The following is a 15,067-nucleotide window of genomic DNA, read 5'->3' as shown; positions in this document are numbered from 1 at the left end:
CATGACAGATCAGACCTACAGTAATCCTGGACAGAGCCATCTGTCGTTTCGCCAGGTTCACCTGGACTTTCATACAAGCGGTCATATCGGAGGGGTCGGTGCAGACTTTGATCCCGAGGAATTTGCCGAGAGACTGGCGACGGCCCATGTTGATTCGATCACCTGTTTTGCCCGGTGCCATCACGGATATCTTTACTATCAATCGGAAAAACATCCGCATCTTATCCATCCGCATCTGGAACGGACCAATCTTCTGGACGAACAGATTCACGCCCTTCGCGAGCGGGGAATAAGGGTTCCTCTCTATACCACGGTGCAGTGGGATGGATGGATGATGCGAGAGCATCCCGAATGGTGTTGTCAGGATGAGCACGGAGGATGGCACGGGCAAAGACCGCTGGAGGCGGGGTTCTATGCGACGCTCTGTGTGAACACCCCCTACCGGGATTTTCTCTTTGACCATACCCGGGAGCTTCTGGAACGGTTCGCCCCCCAGGGTCTGTTTTTTGATATCGTGAGGGATGTTCCGTGCCTGTGTCCCTGGTGTCTCTCAGGAATGGAACAAGAAGGGTTGGACCCCTGGAATGAAGAAGACAGAATGATTTTTGCACGGCACGTGGCGGACCGGTTTCGGCTGGAGATGTCCGAAATGATCAGGAGGACGAATCCTGAGTGCGCCGTTTTTTACAATGCCTCTCACGTGGCGCCGAGACTTCGCTCGTCTCTCGAAAGCTTTTCTCATCTGGAGATTGAGTCTCTTCCCTCGGGAGGGTGGGGGTACACCCATTTCCCCTATGTTGTCCGCTACGCCCAGGGGCTGGGGAAAGAAATGATTGGCATGACCGGTAGATTTCATACCTACTGGGGTGATTTTCACTCATACAAAAATAAAGCAGCCCTGGAGTTTGAGTGTTTTCAAATGCTTGCCCACGGGGCGGGTTGCTCTGTGGGGGATCAACTGGTTCCCTCGGGAAAGCTCGATATGCATGCCTATGAGCTCATCGGGGATGTGTTCCAACGGGTCCAGGCGGTGGAACCCTGGGTGCGGGGAACCAGGCCGCTTGGCAGAATTGCCCTGGTCACGACAGAAGAATGGTCACAGTCAGAACAGCCTTTGGAAATGATTGGTGCTGTGCGGATTCTCCAGGAGTGTGGGTTTCAGTTTTCCGTGATCGATCTTGCATCGGATACGACGCCCTACGAGTTGCTGATTTTTCCCGATAAAGTTCCGGTGACGTCCCGGACCAAGGAGTTTGTTGATTCATTTTTGGCGGGTGGCGGACGGGTGCTGGCAACGTTCGATGCTACGTTTCCAACACTTGGTGTTGTTTCTGCACCGCAGCATCTTTGCGATGGTACAGGGGAGGATCCTCACGGAAGGGTCTATGAGAGGAATGATTTTGCTGATTATCTTGTACCTCTGGGGCCTCTTGGAAGGGATCTGCCTGAAACGCCCCATGTGATGTACCTGAGGGGCCGGGAGGTAATTCCCGGAGAGAAGGGGCGGGTGGAGCTTTCGATCACACCGTCTTTCTTTGACCGCTCACCCCGACGATACTGCTCGCATCAGCAGAGTCCCCCCGATAGGTCCCGCACGGGGTTACCTGCGGTGATATCCACGGACCGGTCTTTGTACTTTGCCCACCCCCTATTCACCACCTACTGTGAACGGAGCCCCCGATGGGTAAAATTGCTGGTTCGAAACGCTGTGGAGGAACTGATCGGTCAGGATGTGTGCAGTCACGATGGCCCTTCAGGTTTGATCAGTACCGTTCGGTATCATCCGGAAAAGCGATGTCTCCTGGTACATCTTCTTTATTATGTTCCAGAGAGGCGCGGCCGTTCTCTGGATGTGATCGAAGATGTGGTTCCTCTGCACGACCTGACAATTACACTGCGTCCACGGGGGAAATTCAGGATTAGCCGTGCTGAAATTGTTCCCGATCAACAGATCCTGCCGATTCTGGCGGGTGAGAACGATGAAGTCCGGATAACTGTACCCTGTCTTCAGGGGGCGGCAATTATAGCATGCTCCTGCCAGGGGGTTCCGTAGTTGTTGGAGCTGGCAATCTGCCCCAGGGGTTTGCGCTTCTTTGGTGGTCTGATCCCCGGGGGATTGCCCTCGGGTGAGGGGTCACCGCCAGAATAGCCCAGGGTGATCAGGAGCGCGATTCGTCGTGACCGGGGCACACCCAGGAGCCGGGCTGCCGCCCGTTCCTGGAACCAGCCGATCATGCAGGTTCCCAGCCCCAGTTCCTCTGCCTGAAGGCAAAAATGCTCAGCCGATATGCCGATGTCCAGGAGATAAAAGGGTTTTCGTTTGAGAAAGGCCCCAACGCGGGAGCTGATGTTGGGCCGCTCTGCCACTACTGCCACGATCACCGGGGCTTGCTCGACAAAATTGTTCAGTTTTCCTCCGGGGGCGCGGGTGAGCAGGGCCAGAGTGCGCACCCTCTCGGGCTCGGTGACCACCAGGTAATGCCAGGGCTGGGCGTTGCAGGCCGAGGGAGCCAGGCGCGCTGCTTCAAGACACGTCTGGATTGCCTCGGTCGGGACCGGTCGGGATGAGTAGGATCGAAGGCTGCGTCGCAGCTGAACCAGTTCCTGAAAGCTCATGGGAACAGACTATACCAGGATCAGGGGAGTATGAAAGGGTCCTTCCTGCCAGGAATGATAAAAGAATATCGATAGACTTCTTTTGGCGTTCGCGCTAGGCTTTGGAGAGATAGCCTCCAGCTTTGATGAGTGCTCAGGTTGCGGGGCAGGAGATTTTTCCAAGGAGTAAAGCAGTGAAAATAGCAGTTGCCGGGACCGGCTATGTAGGTCTCTCCAATGCGGTGCTTTTGGCGCAGCATAATACGGTGGTTGCCCTGGATATTCTTGAAGAAAAGGTGCGGCTGATTAATACCCGGCGTTCGCCCATTGTCGATGCAGAAATTGAGGCGTACCTGGCGGAGAAGGAGCTGGACCTCACGGCCACGACGGATAAAAAAGCCGCCTATACCGGTGCGGAGTACGTTATTATCGCCACGCCCACCGATTACGATCCCGGAACAAACTACTTTAACACCTCCACGGTGGAGGCCGTGATTCAGGATGTTCTGGATATAAATCCGGAAGCGGTCATGGTGATCAAATCCACCGTTCCTGTGGGCTATACCCGGGATGTATGCGAGCGTTTTGGAACGACGAATATTATCTTTTCCCCGGAGTTTTTGCGGGAGGGCCGGGCGCTCTACGATAATCTTTACCCCAGCAGAATAATAGTGGGCGAGGATTCCGACCGGGCCCGAAGGTTTGCGAATCTTCTTGCCCAGGGGGCAGCAAAGCAGGATATATCCATCCTCTTTACCAATTCCACCGAGGCTGAGGCGGTGAAGCTCTTTTCCAACACCTATCTGGCATTGCGGGTTGCCTATTTTAACGAGCTGGACAGCTACGCCGAGGCCCATGGTCTTGATGCGAGGCAGATTATCGAGGGGGTGGGGCTTGATCCGCGGATCGGGGATCATTACAACAATCCCAGTTTTGGCTATGGGGGCTACTGTCTGCCCAAGGATACCAAACAGCTCCTGGCAAACTACGATGCTGTGCCCAATAACATCATCAAGGCCATTGTCGATGCCAACAGGACGCGGAAAGATTATGTGGCCGATCGGATTCTGGCCAAAGGACCAAAAACAGTTGGGGTCTATCGACTTACCATGAAGACCGACAGCGATAATTTCCGGGCCAGCGCAGTTCAGGGTATCATGAAACGGATTAAGGCCAAGGGTGTTCCCGTTGTGGTTTATGAACCGGCCTTGCAGGAAGAGGAATTCTATAACAGTCCTGTGGTGAAAGATTTCGAGGAATTCAAGGCGATCTCCGACGTGATTGTCTCGAACCGGATGCATCCGGAACTCGAAGATGTGCGGGAAAAGGTCTACACCAGGGATCTCTTTACAAGAGACTGAAACCGGGGCTGGATGCGGGACCGACGGGGTGATCCCGGGGGCAGAAGAAGGGGACACGCCAAAGGGATCTTGCGGTCCTGACGAAGGCGTACTACCATAGAGGCATGGGTATTTTTGACACCGTGCGGTTTGACCCTCCCCGGGCATGCGCAAATTGCGAAACCGCTATCACCGAGGTTCAGACCAAGGTTTTTGAGCCGGGGCTTCGGGAGTATCACGTGGGGGATCTCGTGCAGGGATCGCCCATTCTCAGCGGTGTAATCCGGGAAGAGTTGTACTGTCCGGGTTGCGCAGGATCCGATCACCGAAAACCCCAGTTTGTCTGGTTCTCCCTCTGGCACACTCTGCTGGTGGGAGTCTATGACACGCCCCAGGAGGCCGAGGCGCGGCTCCAGGAGGTGGACCGGGCAGAACTTCTGAATTACCTGGCCCGCCACCAGCAAGCAGCCCTTACCTGGCATGATCGGTTCTCACGCCTCTACGGCGAGTTGCAAAACTACCAGGATTACCTGCGGGCTTCTCCTGAAGAACAGCAGGATCGGGAAAATATGCGGTTTTTCCGCATCCGGGAGATTCTGGCAACGGATGATCCCCTGGCGGCACTTGTCAGCAGTAACAAGCCCCAGAATCCCGAAGACGAGACCGAGGTGGGCAACGAGGGATTGTGAGGGCTTGACAGCCCCATGAAGCCCGGGTAGCCTCAGGTCTCAATATGACAACGATTGAAAATCCCTGGCGGGGTTGGTATGCAGAGTATTGTTCGGAACGGCGGCGGTCCAAAGGCGACCTCGCTGTTCCTATTGAAATGGTGGCACCGGAATTTCCGGTGCCATTTTTTTTGCGCTTTTTCCCGGAGGGTTTTCGGGTCTGGCCGAAGGCGGCGCTGGCCAGAGGGGGTGATCAATGAGCAGAGAGGCACCCTTTCTCGGGCGGACCCTGGCTGTTATTGAAGACCTGAACCACCAGGAACGGCTCTACCTCTACGGGCAAGCCCGGCGATTGAAAGAGGCAATGGCTACGGGGAATAAAGCGGAACTGGACCGCTTCAGAATAAATGATCCGGACTTCGGGTTTTATGAAGTCTTTCTGGAGGACAGCACCCGTACCCGGGAGTCCTTCAAGAACGCAGCCCATTTTCACCGCATGAAGTTTTCCGAGTTTAACGCCGAGAGTTCGTCTTTCAACAAATCCGAGAGCTATGTTGATACTTTCTCAAACCTGGTGGGCTACGGCAACCGTATTTTTGTGGTGCGCACCAAACTCGAGGGGGTGTGCAGGCATCTGGAGGAGCGATTGCAGGAATACCGGCGACGCCATGGCTTGTCCTGGCCGGTTTCCTTTATCAACGCCGGTGATGGCCGTCACGAGCATCCCACCCAGGAGTTGCTGGACGAGTTTACCTTCCTTGAGGATCTGAATTGGTCGCACGAAAAAATCCACCTTGCTCTGGTGGGAGACCTCTATCACGGTCGGACGGTTCACTCCAAGGTACGCGGTCTGGGGCTTTTTCAGAAGGTCCAGGTTGATCTGGTTGCGCCCCGGGAACTCTCCATGCCCGCGCATTACGTGGAGGAGATGCGCAGCCAGGGCTTCCAGGTGCGCGAGTACCGGTCAATTGAAGAGTATCTCTCCCTGGGGTGCGATCCCGGCGGAGTGGCTCCCCAGTGGTATTTCACGCGGCCCCAGCTGGAAAGAATGGGAGACAGGATTCTGCGGCGTCAGGGCGAACTCCGGGCGGCGATCACCTTTGACCCGGCGGATACGGTAAAACTGCCTCGGGGGACACGCTTTTATCACCCCCTGCCGAGGCACCGGGAACATCCCACGATTCCTGTGGCGCTGGACGATACCGAATGGAACGGCTGGGAACGGCAATCCTCCAACGGCTGGATTGTGCGAATCGTTCTCTTGGCCATGCTGGGAGGAAAGATCGGTGATGATTACCAGGGACCCCTGGGTTCTGTTCCACAGGACGATGAGGACTGCGTTACCGAGCTTCCTCTGGCAGGTTCCGGCCCCAAGCGCTACTCCGAGGGTATCCGTCCAATTCGGGATGGCCTGGTGCTGGATCACATCTGCGCCGGAGATTCGGCCCCGGCGATCAGGGAGCATCTGGCAACGCTGATTCGGGTGATGGAACTTCACGGCACGGGAGGAGAGTGGGTCTCCACGGGAGAGCAGAGTGGGACCAAGGGAATCCTCTTCCGCCCGGGGTATCCCGATCCTGACGAGACGACGGTTCGCAAACTGGCCGCCGTTATTCCGGGTGCTACGGTGAACGTGATTCACCGGGGCGAGGTACAGCGGAAGATTCGCCTGGGCTTTCCCCCGCGTATCGAGGAGCTGCCCGAACTGGTCTGCCGGAACGAGGCGTGTATTACCCATCCTGCCAATGGAGAGCACATTATTCCCCGGTTTCGGCGTACCGGCACGGACCGGTATGCCTGCGCCTATTGCAGCAAAACCCACAGCTTTCAGGAAATATGGAAATGATCTATCCGCAGAAGGGGCGGACACAACGAGGGAGACGAAAGAATGAGATGTGATCACAGTGAACCGGAGCAAAATGCTGAAACGGTGGGGCGCGAGGCTGCTGCCTTTGCCCTGGAAATCGGGGCAGTGCGGCTCTCCCCGGAGGATCCCTTCACCTGGGCGTCGGGGTATCGCATGCCGATTTACAACGACAACCGGTTGCTCATGCGGTACCCCCGGGGCCGGGCCCTGGTGCGGGCTGGTTTTCTCGGGCATTCCGGACTGGGTGAGGCCGGTGATATTCAGGGTGTGGCCGGGACGGCCAGCGCCGGAATTGCTCCTGCGGCGGTTCTGGCCGAGGCCTTGGGTACCGATTTTTACTACGTTCGTTCCAGCGTGAAAGGTCATGGTCTGGCCCGAAAGATCGAGGGTCTCAGCAGGGAAGAGGGGCTTCTTGCCAAGCCGCTGGCTGGTCGCCGCATTCTTCTGGTGGAAGATCTGATCTCCACCGGTGGGAGCGCTGTGGCGGCGGCCGAGGCGCTCCTGGAGGCGGGGGCTGATCTTGTGGGGTGCGGAGCCATTTTTTCCTACGGTTTCGATGAGGCTCCCCGGGCTTTCTCGCGCCTCGCCACGCCCTGTCCGCTCTGGACGATCTTTGATCTGGAGTGTCTTCTGGGCGTTGCGGCTGAACAGGGCGGTTTGAGCCAGGAGGATATGGAGACGATTCGCCGGTGGCGACAGGATCCTTTCGGGTGGGGAGAAGGGCGATGAACAATTATCGTGATACCCTCCGGGAATCGGCGGTGCGGGCTGGATCTCTTCTGTGTGTGGGGATAGACCCTGTTATGGACTGGCTTGGCTACGGCCGGGAGGAACCTCAGCTGGGAGGGCCATCGCCGGAAGAGGTGATCCTGGAGCATCTACAGGATTTCCTCGATGTGGTGGATCACTCGGGGCTTCTGCCGGGAGCGTACAAGCCGAATTTGGGATATTTTCATGCCCTGGATCGTCCCCGTCAGGGGGAATACCAGGGGTCGCGCACGCTGGCAAAGATTCTTGATCTTCTTCAGGAGCGGCAACGGGGAATTCCGGTGATTCTGGACAGCAAGCGCGGCGATATTGCCCGATCCAGCGAAAACTACGCCAGTGAGGCCTTTCAGGTCTGGGGTGCCCAGGCGGTGACGGTCTCGCCCTGGATGGGCGACGATTCGGTGACCCCCTTTTTCATGGAGGGCCGGGGAGTCTACGCCCTGGCCCGGACAAGCAACCCCGGAGCGGCGCGGTTCCAGAACCTTCCGGTTGTAACTTCCCGGGGAGAAACCCCGCTGTTCCGCGAGGTGGTCCGGGTTGTTCAGGAATGGAGCAGGACCTTCCCTGGTGTGGGGATTGTTGTTGGTGCCACGGCTCTGGAGGAGTTGGGCGAGATTGTGGCGTACCTGGCATCAGCTCCGGTGCCACTCCTGATTCCCGGTGTGGGAAAACAGGGCGGCTCCGCCGAGGCGACCCTGGAGGTGCTTCGCTCTGTCGGTTACCCTCTGGAGCTGGTTCGGGTGAACGCATCGCGGGGAATACTCTTTCCCTGGGTTCCTGCCGAGGCGCCCCGGGGCCGAAGGGAACGGCGGGATGCCCTGGCTGAAGCGTATCGATCGATGCACCAGGCCCTGGCGCTCCGGGACGGCGAGGCCCTGCAGTGAGTCCCCGGGAAGTGCCTCTGGCCACGGTGAGCGGCGTGGCCTCAACGAACCCCGCCATGCTCGACTGGTTTGCCCGGAACACCGTCGTGTCGATCCTCACGACCAAGAGTATCCAGGTGGAACCCAACCCGGGCAACCGGGAGCCGATCCTGACCGAGCCCGAGCCGGGATCCTTCGGCAACGCCGTGGGGCTCCGAAACCCCGGGCTGGCCGAGACGGTGAGGGAACTGCAGGAGTTGGCACCGCGCCGGAAAAGCTGGCCTGCCAGGTGTCGCCTCAATATATCCCTGGCGGGAGGTTCTGCCGAAGAGTTTGCCCTGCTGGCCCGTGAGTTGGCACCTTTTGCAGACATGCTGGAGCTGAACTTCTCCTGTCCCCACGCACGCGGGAGCTACGGTGCAGCTATCGGGAGCGACCCGGCCCTGGTGCGGGAATATACGGCGGCGGTCTGCGCCGAGGCGGGTTCGGTGCCCGTCTACGCCAAGCTGACCCCCGATGCGCCCGATCCGGGCAGGATCGCCCGGGCGGCGGTGGAGGGGGGCGCCCGGGGAATTGTGGCGATTAATACGGCAGACCCCCAGGCCTACCGCGAGCCCCACTCGGGGGCGTCGATCCTCTCGAACCCTCTGGGAGGACGGGGAGGAAAGAGTGGCCGCTGGATTCGCGAGCGTGCCCGGGAGTGCGTGGCCGAGATCCGTCGCGCCCTGGGGCCGGAGGTCCCGCTTATCGGTATGGGCGGGGTGGAAACTCATGAGGACGTCTGTGCCCTGATGTCCCTGGGGGCCACTGCCGTGGGAGTTGGCAGTGTTCTGGCCCGGTATCACCAGCGGGACTGGCCGGAGCTTTTCCGGTCCCTTGCAGGGGTCCCGGGGGCGGAGCTTCCCCCCGGAAAAGAAGCAGCGGGGATGGCCTTTACTCCCTTCACGGTGGCTCACCGGAAGGATCTGGACGATGCTCTCTGCGAGATAACCCTGGAAGGGTCCCTGTCGTATCGGGCCGGGCAGGTCTGTTTTCTGTGGCTTCCCGGGGTGGGAGAGAAGCCGTTCTCGCCGGCCGATGCCGATCCGTTGCGGTTTCTGGTGCATCGCCGGGGGCCTTTTTCGAGGGCTTTGGGGCAGGTTGAGGCGGGAGATACGGTATATCTTCGCGGTCCCTACGGCGAGGGACTTCCCCGGGAGACTCCCCGGGCGGCGCTTCTGATAGGTGCCGGCAGCGGCACGGCTGTGCTGCCTGCTCTGGCACGGGAGCTGGCAGATCGGAAGGTTCCTCTGCGAATCCTCGTGGGGCTTCGCCGGGATGATACGCAGAAACCTTTGTCCGAGACCTTCCAGGCCATTCTTTCCGGCAAGGATGATCTGCGGATCGTCCGGGACGAGGGAGAGCAGGCCAGGGTGCTCCGGGACGTGGGGCGGGAGGTGTCCTCCCTGGGTGGAGCGGAGGGGCTATCCTGCTACGTGGTGGGACCCGAGCCCTTTATGGAAGCGGCCGCCCGGGAGGCAGAGGGGGCAGGGATATCGCCCGACAGGGTCTGGCTGTCGCTGGAGCAGACCATGCTTTGCGGGGTAGGTCTCTGCGGGGCGTGTCAGTGCGGGGGAGCGCTCACCTGTATGTACGGTACCTTTGTAACGGCCCGGCAATACTGGGAATACGGGGAATGCGGGCAATACGGGGAATATCGGGAAGGAGCATCGCCGTGATCGACCCCCATGTGCATCTTCGCGACTGGGAGCAGTCGCAGAAAGAGACCCTGGTTCACGGATTTCGTGTAGCCTGGCGGGCAGGCCTGTCGGCAGTCTTCGAGATGCCCAACACCAACCCGGCCATGACCACCCGGGAGACCGTGCAGAGGCGTATCGCCGACGCCGATCGGGCCCTGGAATCGCTGGATAGCGCCGAGGGCGGGGGGCTCTTTCACGGGATCTACGGTGGAATCACGGCGGACCCCGACCAGGTGCGGCATATTGCAGCGGCCCGGGATGAGCTTTTTCCCCGGATGGTGGGGCTGAAACTCTTTGCGGGCCACAGCACGGGCCGGATGGGGGTAATCACCGTGGCCGAGCAGTGGCTGGTCTGGAAAACTCTGGCCCGTGGAGGATATCGGGGGGTAGTGGTGGTTCATGCCGAACGGGAAGATCTGCTTGAACCAGAGCGGTTCAGCCGGGATCAGCCTGAAACCTGGTCCGACGCGCGGCCTGGCATAGCCGAGATCGCCTCGGTGCAGACCCAGATCGCCCTGGCCGAGGCAGCTGGTTTTCGGGGAACGCTTCATATTGCTCACGTGACCCTTCCTGAAACGGCCCGGATTATCGCGTCCGAAGGACGGGGGCTGCCCTTCCGTCTCACCGGGGCAGCCACACCGCACCATCTGATGCTTACCCGGGAGGACCGGCAGATTGTGAACCCTCCCCTGCGCAGCGAGAAGGCCCGGAGCGAGCTGGTGCAGTCTCTGGTGCGGGGGGATCTGGCCTGGCTCGAAAGCGACCATGCGCCTCACACGGCCCGTGACAAGGCCGGGGGAGCAGCGGGCCTTCCGGGGATTCCCGGGTTTCGCCGTGTTGCCGAGGAGCTCCTGCGGGGTCTGGTGTCACCGGAGCGGTTCGAGGCGATCACGGGCGGCATGGTCCGGGAGGTCTTTGATCTGCCCCGGGATGTGCTCCGCCCGAACCCTCTGGCCCGGGAGGGTTGTTTTGGAGAGGATGAGTACCGGGAGCTTGCCCGGGAATACCCTCTGGACCCCTACGATCGCCCCTGGCGAAGGGGGGCCTGAGAGGTTCCGGGAGGTTGGGCCGGAAAGGCCACGGAGAAAGAGGTCTCTTCCTCCCGGTGGATCGAGAGAACCCCCCGGACTTTCTGCGCAAGGCTATGGACCAGGGTAAGGCCCAGGCCGCAACCGGGGCCGCCTGGCTCCAGGTGATCCGGCAGAGGGTCTCCGTTATTGCTTACCCGCAGGAGATGCCTGGTGCCGGGCGGGGGTGTTTCCAGGGAGACCTCCACGGCGCCGGTGTGGTTGTTCTGGTTTTGCCGGGGAAAGGCGTGTTTCACAGCGTTTGTCAGAAGTTCGTTCACGATCATTCCCAGGGCGATAGCGGTGCTGCTGTCTACGATCACGTCCTGTTCGTCCCAGCGGAAGCAGAAAGACAGGGGTGAAGCAAAAGACTCCTTCAGCTTCTGGATAATCTGTTCCAGATAGGAAGGAAGGTGCACCGTCTCTGTCGACGGGTTTTGGTGGAGCGATTCGTAGACTGTGAGAACCGCCTCGATCCGGCGGCGTGCGTCTTCCAGGGCACCGGTGACGGAGGAATCGTCCTGCTGTGTTGCCTGGAGCGAAAGAAGGCTCACCACGGTGGCCAGATTATTCTTGACCCGGTGTTGTACCTCCTTGAGCAGGAGGTCCCTGGTCTCCAGCTCTTCCTGATCGGCCGAGATATCGCGTTGTATATCCACGAAGCCGATGATCTCCCCCTGGCGATCGGTGATGGGAGAGATCTTGATGTGGGCCATGAAGGTGCTGCCGTCCTTGCGGCGGTTTCGCAGCCGCCCCTGGTAGGTCTGCCCCGACTTGATCGTCTCGAGAATTTCCTGCTGGATCGCCTCGGCCTGTTCTTCGGCATTGAAGATGGCCGGGCTCTTTCCCGCTACCTCCCGGGTGGTCCAGCCAAAGTGAGTTTCTGCAGCGGGGTTCATGTAGGTGATACGGTGGTTCACATCGGTTCGGACCATGGGGTCGGCGCTTCGCTCTACCATGGACGAGAGAAGCCGCAGGGAGTTTTCCTGGTCCCGTTCCTCGGTGGTGTCCCGGGCGGTGCACACCACGTATTTTATGCGTCCCTCCCGGTCAAACCGGGGTTTCTTGGTTATTTTCAGGAGCCGCCGGGCGCCATCGGCTCTCTCGGCCCAGCGTTCTTCCGTGGTTTCCGTGCCCGAAGAGAAGACTTCCCGGTTTCCTTCACGAAAGAGGGGCTGTTCGATGGGCTGGTGCTGGATCTCCCCTTTGGAACGTCCCAGAAAGCGTGCGTGGGCATCGTTGACGGCCCCGTAGGTATCGGGACGGGCAAGATACCAGATGTGGATATCTATGCTGTCCAGGAGGATCACCTGATCGGTGATATCCCGGTACATGACAAAGAGCGCCTCCTGTTTCCCTTCCAGGAAGATGGGTTGGGCCGAGATGGAAACTTCCAGGGGGGTGCCGTCGGCGTGACGCCGGATGGCGTTCACCGAGAGGGGGGTTCCGGAGAGGACGATTCGGGAATAGGCTTCAGCTTCCCGGGCCTGCGCATCGGGGACGATGAGATCGTTTATGTAGCGTCCTGTTATCGCGTCGCGGTGGTATCCGTAGAAGCTTTCGAAACGGCGATTTACCGTTATGATCCTGTCCTGGCCGTCCAGAACTGCGGCGGCCTCGGATATTCCCTGGAAGAGTTGATAAAAAAAGGCAGGATTGTTGAATGGTTCCATGCCAAAGGTTTCCTGCGCCGAGTGTAGGCCTCTTTTGGAAAAAGGTCAAACACACGGCGCAGATTGGAGGTTGGCCGGCAGGTGGGCTCGGCAGAAGGGGCAGCGCTTCGGCTGTGCCCCGGGCGTCAGGTCTGGTGGTTTTCGCAGAGCATGGTGTTGATAGATTGCGCTGCGGCTCGTCCCTGACCCATGGCCAGAATAACCGTGGCTGCTCCCAGGACGATATCACCCCCGGCAAAGACCCGGTCCATACTGGTCTGTCCGCTTTCGTCGGCGACGATGTTTCCCCAGCGGTTCGTTTCCAGTTCCGGGGTTGTGGCTGTCAGAAGGGGGTTCGAATCATTGCCGATAGAGACGATCACGGCGTTCACGGGGACGGTATATTCGCTGCCGGGAACTGCCACGGGGCGGCGTCGGCCCGATTCGTCGGGTTCTCCCAGCTCGTACTCCAGGACTTCGATCGCCTGGACCCGGTCGTCCTGGTCGCCCAGGATGCGCGTGGGGCTCCGGAGAAAGTGAAAGATCACGCCTTCCTCCTCGGCGTGGTCTACCTCCTCGGCCCGGGCGGGCATCTCTGCCCGGGTTCGACGGTAGAAGAGATGCACCTCCTGAGCACCGAGCCGTACCGCCGTGCGGGCGGCATCCATGGCGACGTTTCCTCCTCCGAGAACGGCCACGACGGGCGCTTCGAAGATCGGCGTAGCCGCCTCATCCCGGTTGTAGGCTTTCATGAGGTTGCTTCGGGTGAGAAACTCGTTGGCCGAGAAGACACCCACCAGGTTCTCCCCCTCGATGTGCATGAACTTGGGCAGACCCGCGCCACTCCCGATAAAGATCGCGTCGAAGCTGTCCTCTTCCAGAAGTTGCTTCAGGGTGCGGGTGCGTCCTACCAGAAAATTGGGGACGATCGAGACGCCCATTGCTTCCAGGGTTGCCAGCTCGTCCTGAACGATCCGCTTGGGGAGCCGAAACTCGGGGATGCCGTAGACCAGAACCCCCCCCGGTTTGTGGAAGGCTTCGAAGATGGTAACGGCGTGGCCCTCGCGCCGGATATCGGCGGCAGCGGTGATGCTGGCGGGACCGCTGCCGATGATCGCCACGCGGCGCCCCGTCTCGGGTTTTACCTGGGGAGCCGGGGAGCTGCCTGCGGCCCGGTCTGCCACAAATCGCTCCAGACGGCCGATTGAGACCGAGGCAAAGGTATCCTTCAGGGCCTTTCCTACGGTGCAGGGGGCCTGACATTGCACCTCCTGAGGGCAGACGCGGCCGCAGATCGAGGGGAGAAGGCTTGTTTCCTGGATAACCCCCAGGGCTTTCTGATAGTTGCCTTCGGTTATCTCGCGGATAAACCGGGGAATATCGATCGCTACGGGGCACCCGGCAACGCACGGCGCGGTGGGGCACTGGAGACAGCGCTCGGCCTCGATCCGGGCCTGCTCTTCGGTGTATCCCAGGGCAACCTCGTGCATGTTGCATCGCCGTTCCAGAGGATCCTGGGAGGGCATTTCCTGCTGGGGCAAGGCCAGGCGTTCCTTTGGCTTCAGGGAGCGTTCCTGGAGTGTTTCCTGAAGCGCTGCCCACTGGGTGCGGGCCAGGTTATGAAGTTCTTCAGAGGGTTTGTGGCTCATGGGGTGCCTCCCTGGCGGCAGATATCGCGGGCGTTCGCCTCCTGATGTTTGTAGCTCTGGAGGCGTTTCATCATGTTATCGAAATCGACCAGGTGGCCGTCGAACTCGGGGCCGTCCACGCAGACAAAGCGGGTCTCCTCCCCGATGGTAACGCGGCACCCGCCGCACATGCCGGTACCGTCCACCATGATGGTGTTCAGGCTCACCACGGTGGGAATCGCGAAGGGACGGGTTGTCTCGGCGGCAAATTTCATCATGATGGGGGGGCCGATCACAAAGACCTGATCCACGGGGGGCGTGCTTTCCCGGCACAACTCTTCAAGCGGTTCTGTTACCAGAGCTTTTCGCCCGGCGCTTCCGTCGTCGGTTACCACCAGAAGATCATCCGCCAGGGCCCGGAGTTCATCCTCCAGGATAAGGAGCTCTGCAGAACGGGCTCCGACAATCACAGTGAGGCGATTCCCCAGACGCCGCAGCTCCTGGGCGATGGGGTACATGGGGGCGGCACCGATCCCTCCGCAGACGCAGACCACATGGCCCACCCGTTCGATATGCGAGGGCTGGCCCAAAGGTCCCAGAATAGCCGGGATAGCCTGACCTTCCTGGAGGGTTGCCAATTTTTGCGTGGTGGCGCCCACAGCCTGGAAGATCAGGGTGATTGTGCCCGCCTCGGGGTTCGCATCGGCGATGGTCAGGGGAATTCGTTCGCCAAACTCCAGGTCTGTTTGAACCAGAACAAACTGGCCCGGTTTTCTCCCCTGGGCGATCAGGGGAGCCTGGAGCTCGAAGCGGTAGACCTGCTCCGAAAGCTGTTCTTTCTTGATAAGGGTGTGCATTCTGCGTGCCTCCTGTGCCTGAA

The 15,067-nt window shown here is 59.9% G+C and carries 13 protein-coding genes; 9 read left to right on the top strand and 4 right to left on the bottom strand.

Going from position 1 to position 15,067, the window contains the following annotated elements; translation table 11 throughout:
- The first annotated feature begins 1 nt into the window (after nucleotide 1).
- On the top strand, nucleotides 2–2,053 hold the full coding sequence (locus tag BW950_RS04140; RefSeq protein WP_076488033.1) for an alpha-L-fucosidase: 2,052 nt from the start codon (nucleotides 2–4) through the stop codon (nucleotides 2,051–2,053).
- Here the strand turns inward: BW950_RS04140 and BW950_RS04135 are convergent.
- Nucleotides 2,008–2,616 (bottom strand): nitroreductase family protein, encoded by a 609-nt coding sequence (locus tag BW950_RS04135; protein ID WP_076488032.1) that lies wholly within the window; start codon nucleotides 2,614–2,616, stop codon nucleotides 2,008–2,010. The genes BW950_RS04140 and BW950_RS04135 overlap by 46 nt on opposite strands.
- Nucleotides 2,617–2,789: 173 nt before the next feature.
- Here BW950_RS04135 and BW950_RS04130 point away from each other — a divergent pair, with 173 nt between their 5' ends.
- From BW950_RS04130 to BW950_RS04095, 8 genes are all read left to right on the top strand, one after another.
- A complete protein-coding gene (locus BW950_RS04130) occupies nucleotides 2,790–3,956 on the top strand; it encodes a nucleotide sugar dehydrogenase (RefSeq protein ID WP_076488031.1) in 1,167 nt (388 codons plus the stop codon).
- Nucleotides 3,957–4,060: 104 nt separating this feature from the next.
- Entirely contained in the window at nucleotides 4,061–4,624 is a 564-nt protein-coding gene (locus BW950_RS04125) for a hypothetical protein (RefSeq protein WP_076488030.1), read from the top strand.
- A 44-nt stretch (nucleotides 4,625–4,668) separates the two neighbouring features.
- Nucleotides 4,669–4,863, top strand: a complete 195-nt coding sequence (locus BW950_RS04120; RefSeq protein WP_076488029.1) for a hypothetical protein — start codon at nucleotides 4,669–4,671, stop codon at nucleotides 4,861–4,863.
- Entirely contained in the window at nucleotides 4,860–6,449 is a 1,590-nt protein-coding gene (gene pyrB, locus BW950_RS04115; protein ID WP_076488028.1) for an aspartate carbamoyltransferase, read from the top strand. The genes BW950_RS04120 and pyrB overlap by 4 nt, the downstream gene beginning before the upstream one ends.
- A gap of 42 nt (nucleotides 6,450–6,491) precedes the next feature.
- The gene (locus tag BW950_RS04110; RefSeq protein ID WP_083943708.1) at nucleotides 6,492–7,199 is read left to right on the top strand and encodes an orotate phosphoribosyltransferase; all 708 of its coding nucleotides are present in this window, start codon (nucleotides 6,492–6,494) and stop codon (nucleotides 7,197–7,199) included.
- Nucleotides 7,196–8,122 carry an orotidine-5'-phosphate decarboxylase gene (gene pyrF, locus BW950_RS04105; RefSeq protein ID WP_076488027.1) on the top strand — a complete coding sequence of 309 codons (927 nt, stop codon included), beginning with the start codon at nucleotides 7,196–7,198 and terminating at the stop codon, nucleotides 8,120–8,122. Before BW950_RS04110 ends, pyrF begins: the two co-directional genes overlap by 4 nt.
- Nucleotides 8,119–9,819, top strand: a complete 1,701-nt coding sequence (locus BW950_RS04100; RefSeq protein ID WP_076488026.1) for a hypothetical protein — start codon at nucleotides 8,119–8,121, stop codon at nucleotides 9,817–9,819. Before pyrF ends, BW950_RS04100 begins: the two co-directional genes overlap by 4 nt.
- The gene (locus BW950_RS04095; protein ID WP_076488025.1) at nucleotides 9,816–10,889 is read left to right on the top strand and encodes an amidohydrolase family protein; all 1,074 of its coding nucleotides are present in this window, start codon (nucleotides 9,816–9,818) and stop codon (nucleotides 10,887–10,889) included. The genes BW950_RS04100 and BW950_RS04095 overlap by 4 nt, the downstream gene beginning before the upstream one ends.
- On the opposite strand, the gene BW950_RS04090 is transcribed toward BW950_RS04095, so the two are convergent.
- From BW950_RS04090 to BW950_RS04080, 3 genes are all read right to left on the bottom strand, one after another.
- A complete protein-coding gene (locus BW950_RS04090) occupies nucleotides 10,859–12,580 on the bottom strand; it encodes a sensor histidine kinase (RefSeq protein ID WP_076488024.1) in 1,722 nt (573 codons plus the stop codon). The two genes, BW950_RS04095 and BW950_RS04090, sit on opposite strands and share 31 nt — an antisense overlap.
- 125 nt (nucleotides 12,581–12,705) lie before the next feature.
- On the bottom strand, nucleotides 12,706–14,208 hold the full coding sequence (gltA, locus tag BW950_RS04085; protein ID WP_076488023.1) for an NADPH-dependent glutamate synthase: 1,503 nt from the start codon (nucleotides 14,206–14,208) through the stop codon (nucleotides 12,706–12,708).
- The gene (locus BW950_RS04080) at nucleotides 14,205–15,044 is read right to left on the bottom strand and encodes a sulfide/dihydroorotate dehydrogenase-like FAD/NAD-binding protein (protein ID WP_076488022.1); all 840 of its coding nucleotides are present in this window, start codon (nucleotides 15,042–15,044) and stop codon (nucleotides 14,205–14,207) included. The genes gltA and BW950_RS04080 overlap by 4 nt, the downstream gene beginning before the upstream one ends.
- Between the last annotated feature and the right edge of the window lie 23 nt (nucleotides 15,045–15,067).

Source organism: Alkalispirochaeta americana (assembly GCF_900156105.1).
Lineage (GTDB): Bacteria > Spirochaetota > Spirochaetia > DSM-27196 > Alkalispirochaetaceae > Alkalispirochaeta > Alkalispirochaeta americana.
Note: the sequence above shows the minus strand (reverse complement) of the source record. Positions and strands in the feature narration are given on the sequence as shown.

What these genes read in the sequence shown, in the direction of transcription:
- BW950_RS04140 (WP_076488033.1), top strand. Translation starts at nt 2, where the DNA reads ATGACAGATCAGACCTACAGTAATCCTGGACAGAGCCATCTGTCGTTT.
- BW950_RS04135 (WP_076488032.1), bottom strand. Translation starts at nt 2,616, where the DNA reads ATGAGCTTTCAGGAACTGGTTCAGCTGCGACGCAGCCTTCGATCCTAC.
- BW950_RS04125 (WP_076488030.1), top strand. Translation starts at nt 4,061, where the DNA reads ATGGGTATTTTTGACACCGTGCGGTTTGACCCTCCCCGGGCATGCGCA.
- BW950_RS04120 (WP_076488029.1), top strand. Translation starts at nt 4,669, where the DNA reads ATGACAACGATTGAAAATCCCTGGCGGGGTTGGTATGCAGAGTATTGT.
- pyrB (WP_076488028.1), top strand. Translation starts at nt 4,860, where the DNA reads ATGAGCAGAGAGGCACCCTTTCTCGGGCGGACCCTGGCTGTTATTGAA.
- BW950_RS04110 (WP_083943708.1), top strand. Translation starts at nt 6,492, where the DNA reads ATGAGATGTGATCACAGTGAACCGGAGCAAAATGCTGAAACGGTGGGG.
- pyrF (WP_076488027.1), top strand. Translation starts at nt 7,196, where the DNA reads ATGAACAATTATCGTGATACCCTCCGGGAATCGGCGGTGCGGGCTGGA.
- BW950_RS04090 (WP_076488024.1), bottom strand. Translation starts at nt 12,580, where the DNA reads ATGGAACCATTCAACAATCCTGCCTTTTTTTATCAACTCTTCCAGGGA.
- gltA (WP_076488023.1), bottom strand. Translation starts at nt 14,208, where the DNA reads ATGAGCCACAAACCCTCTGAAGAACTTCATAACCTGGCCCGCACCCAG.
- BW950_RS04080 (WP_076488022.1), bottom strand. Translation starts at nt 15,044, where the DNA reads ATGCACACCCTTATCAAGAAAGAACAGCTTTCGGAGCAGGTCTACCGC.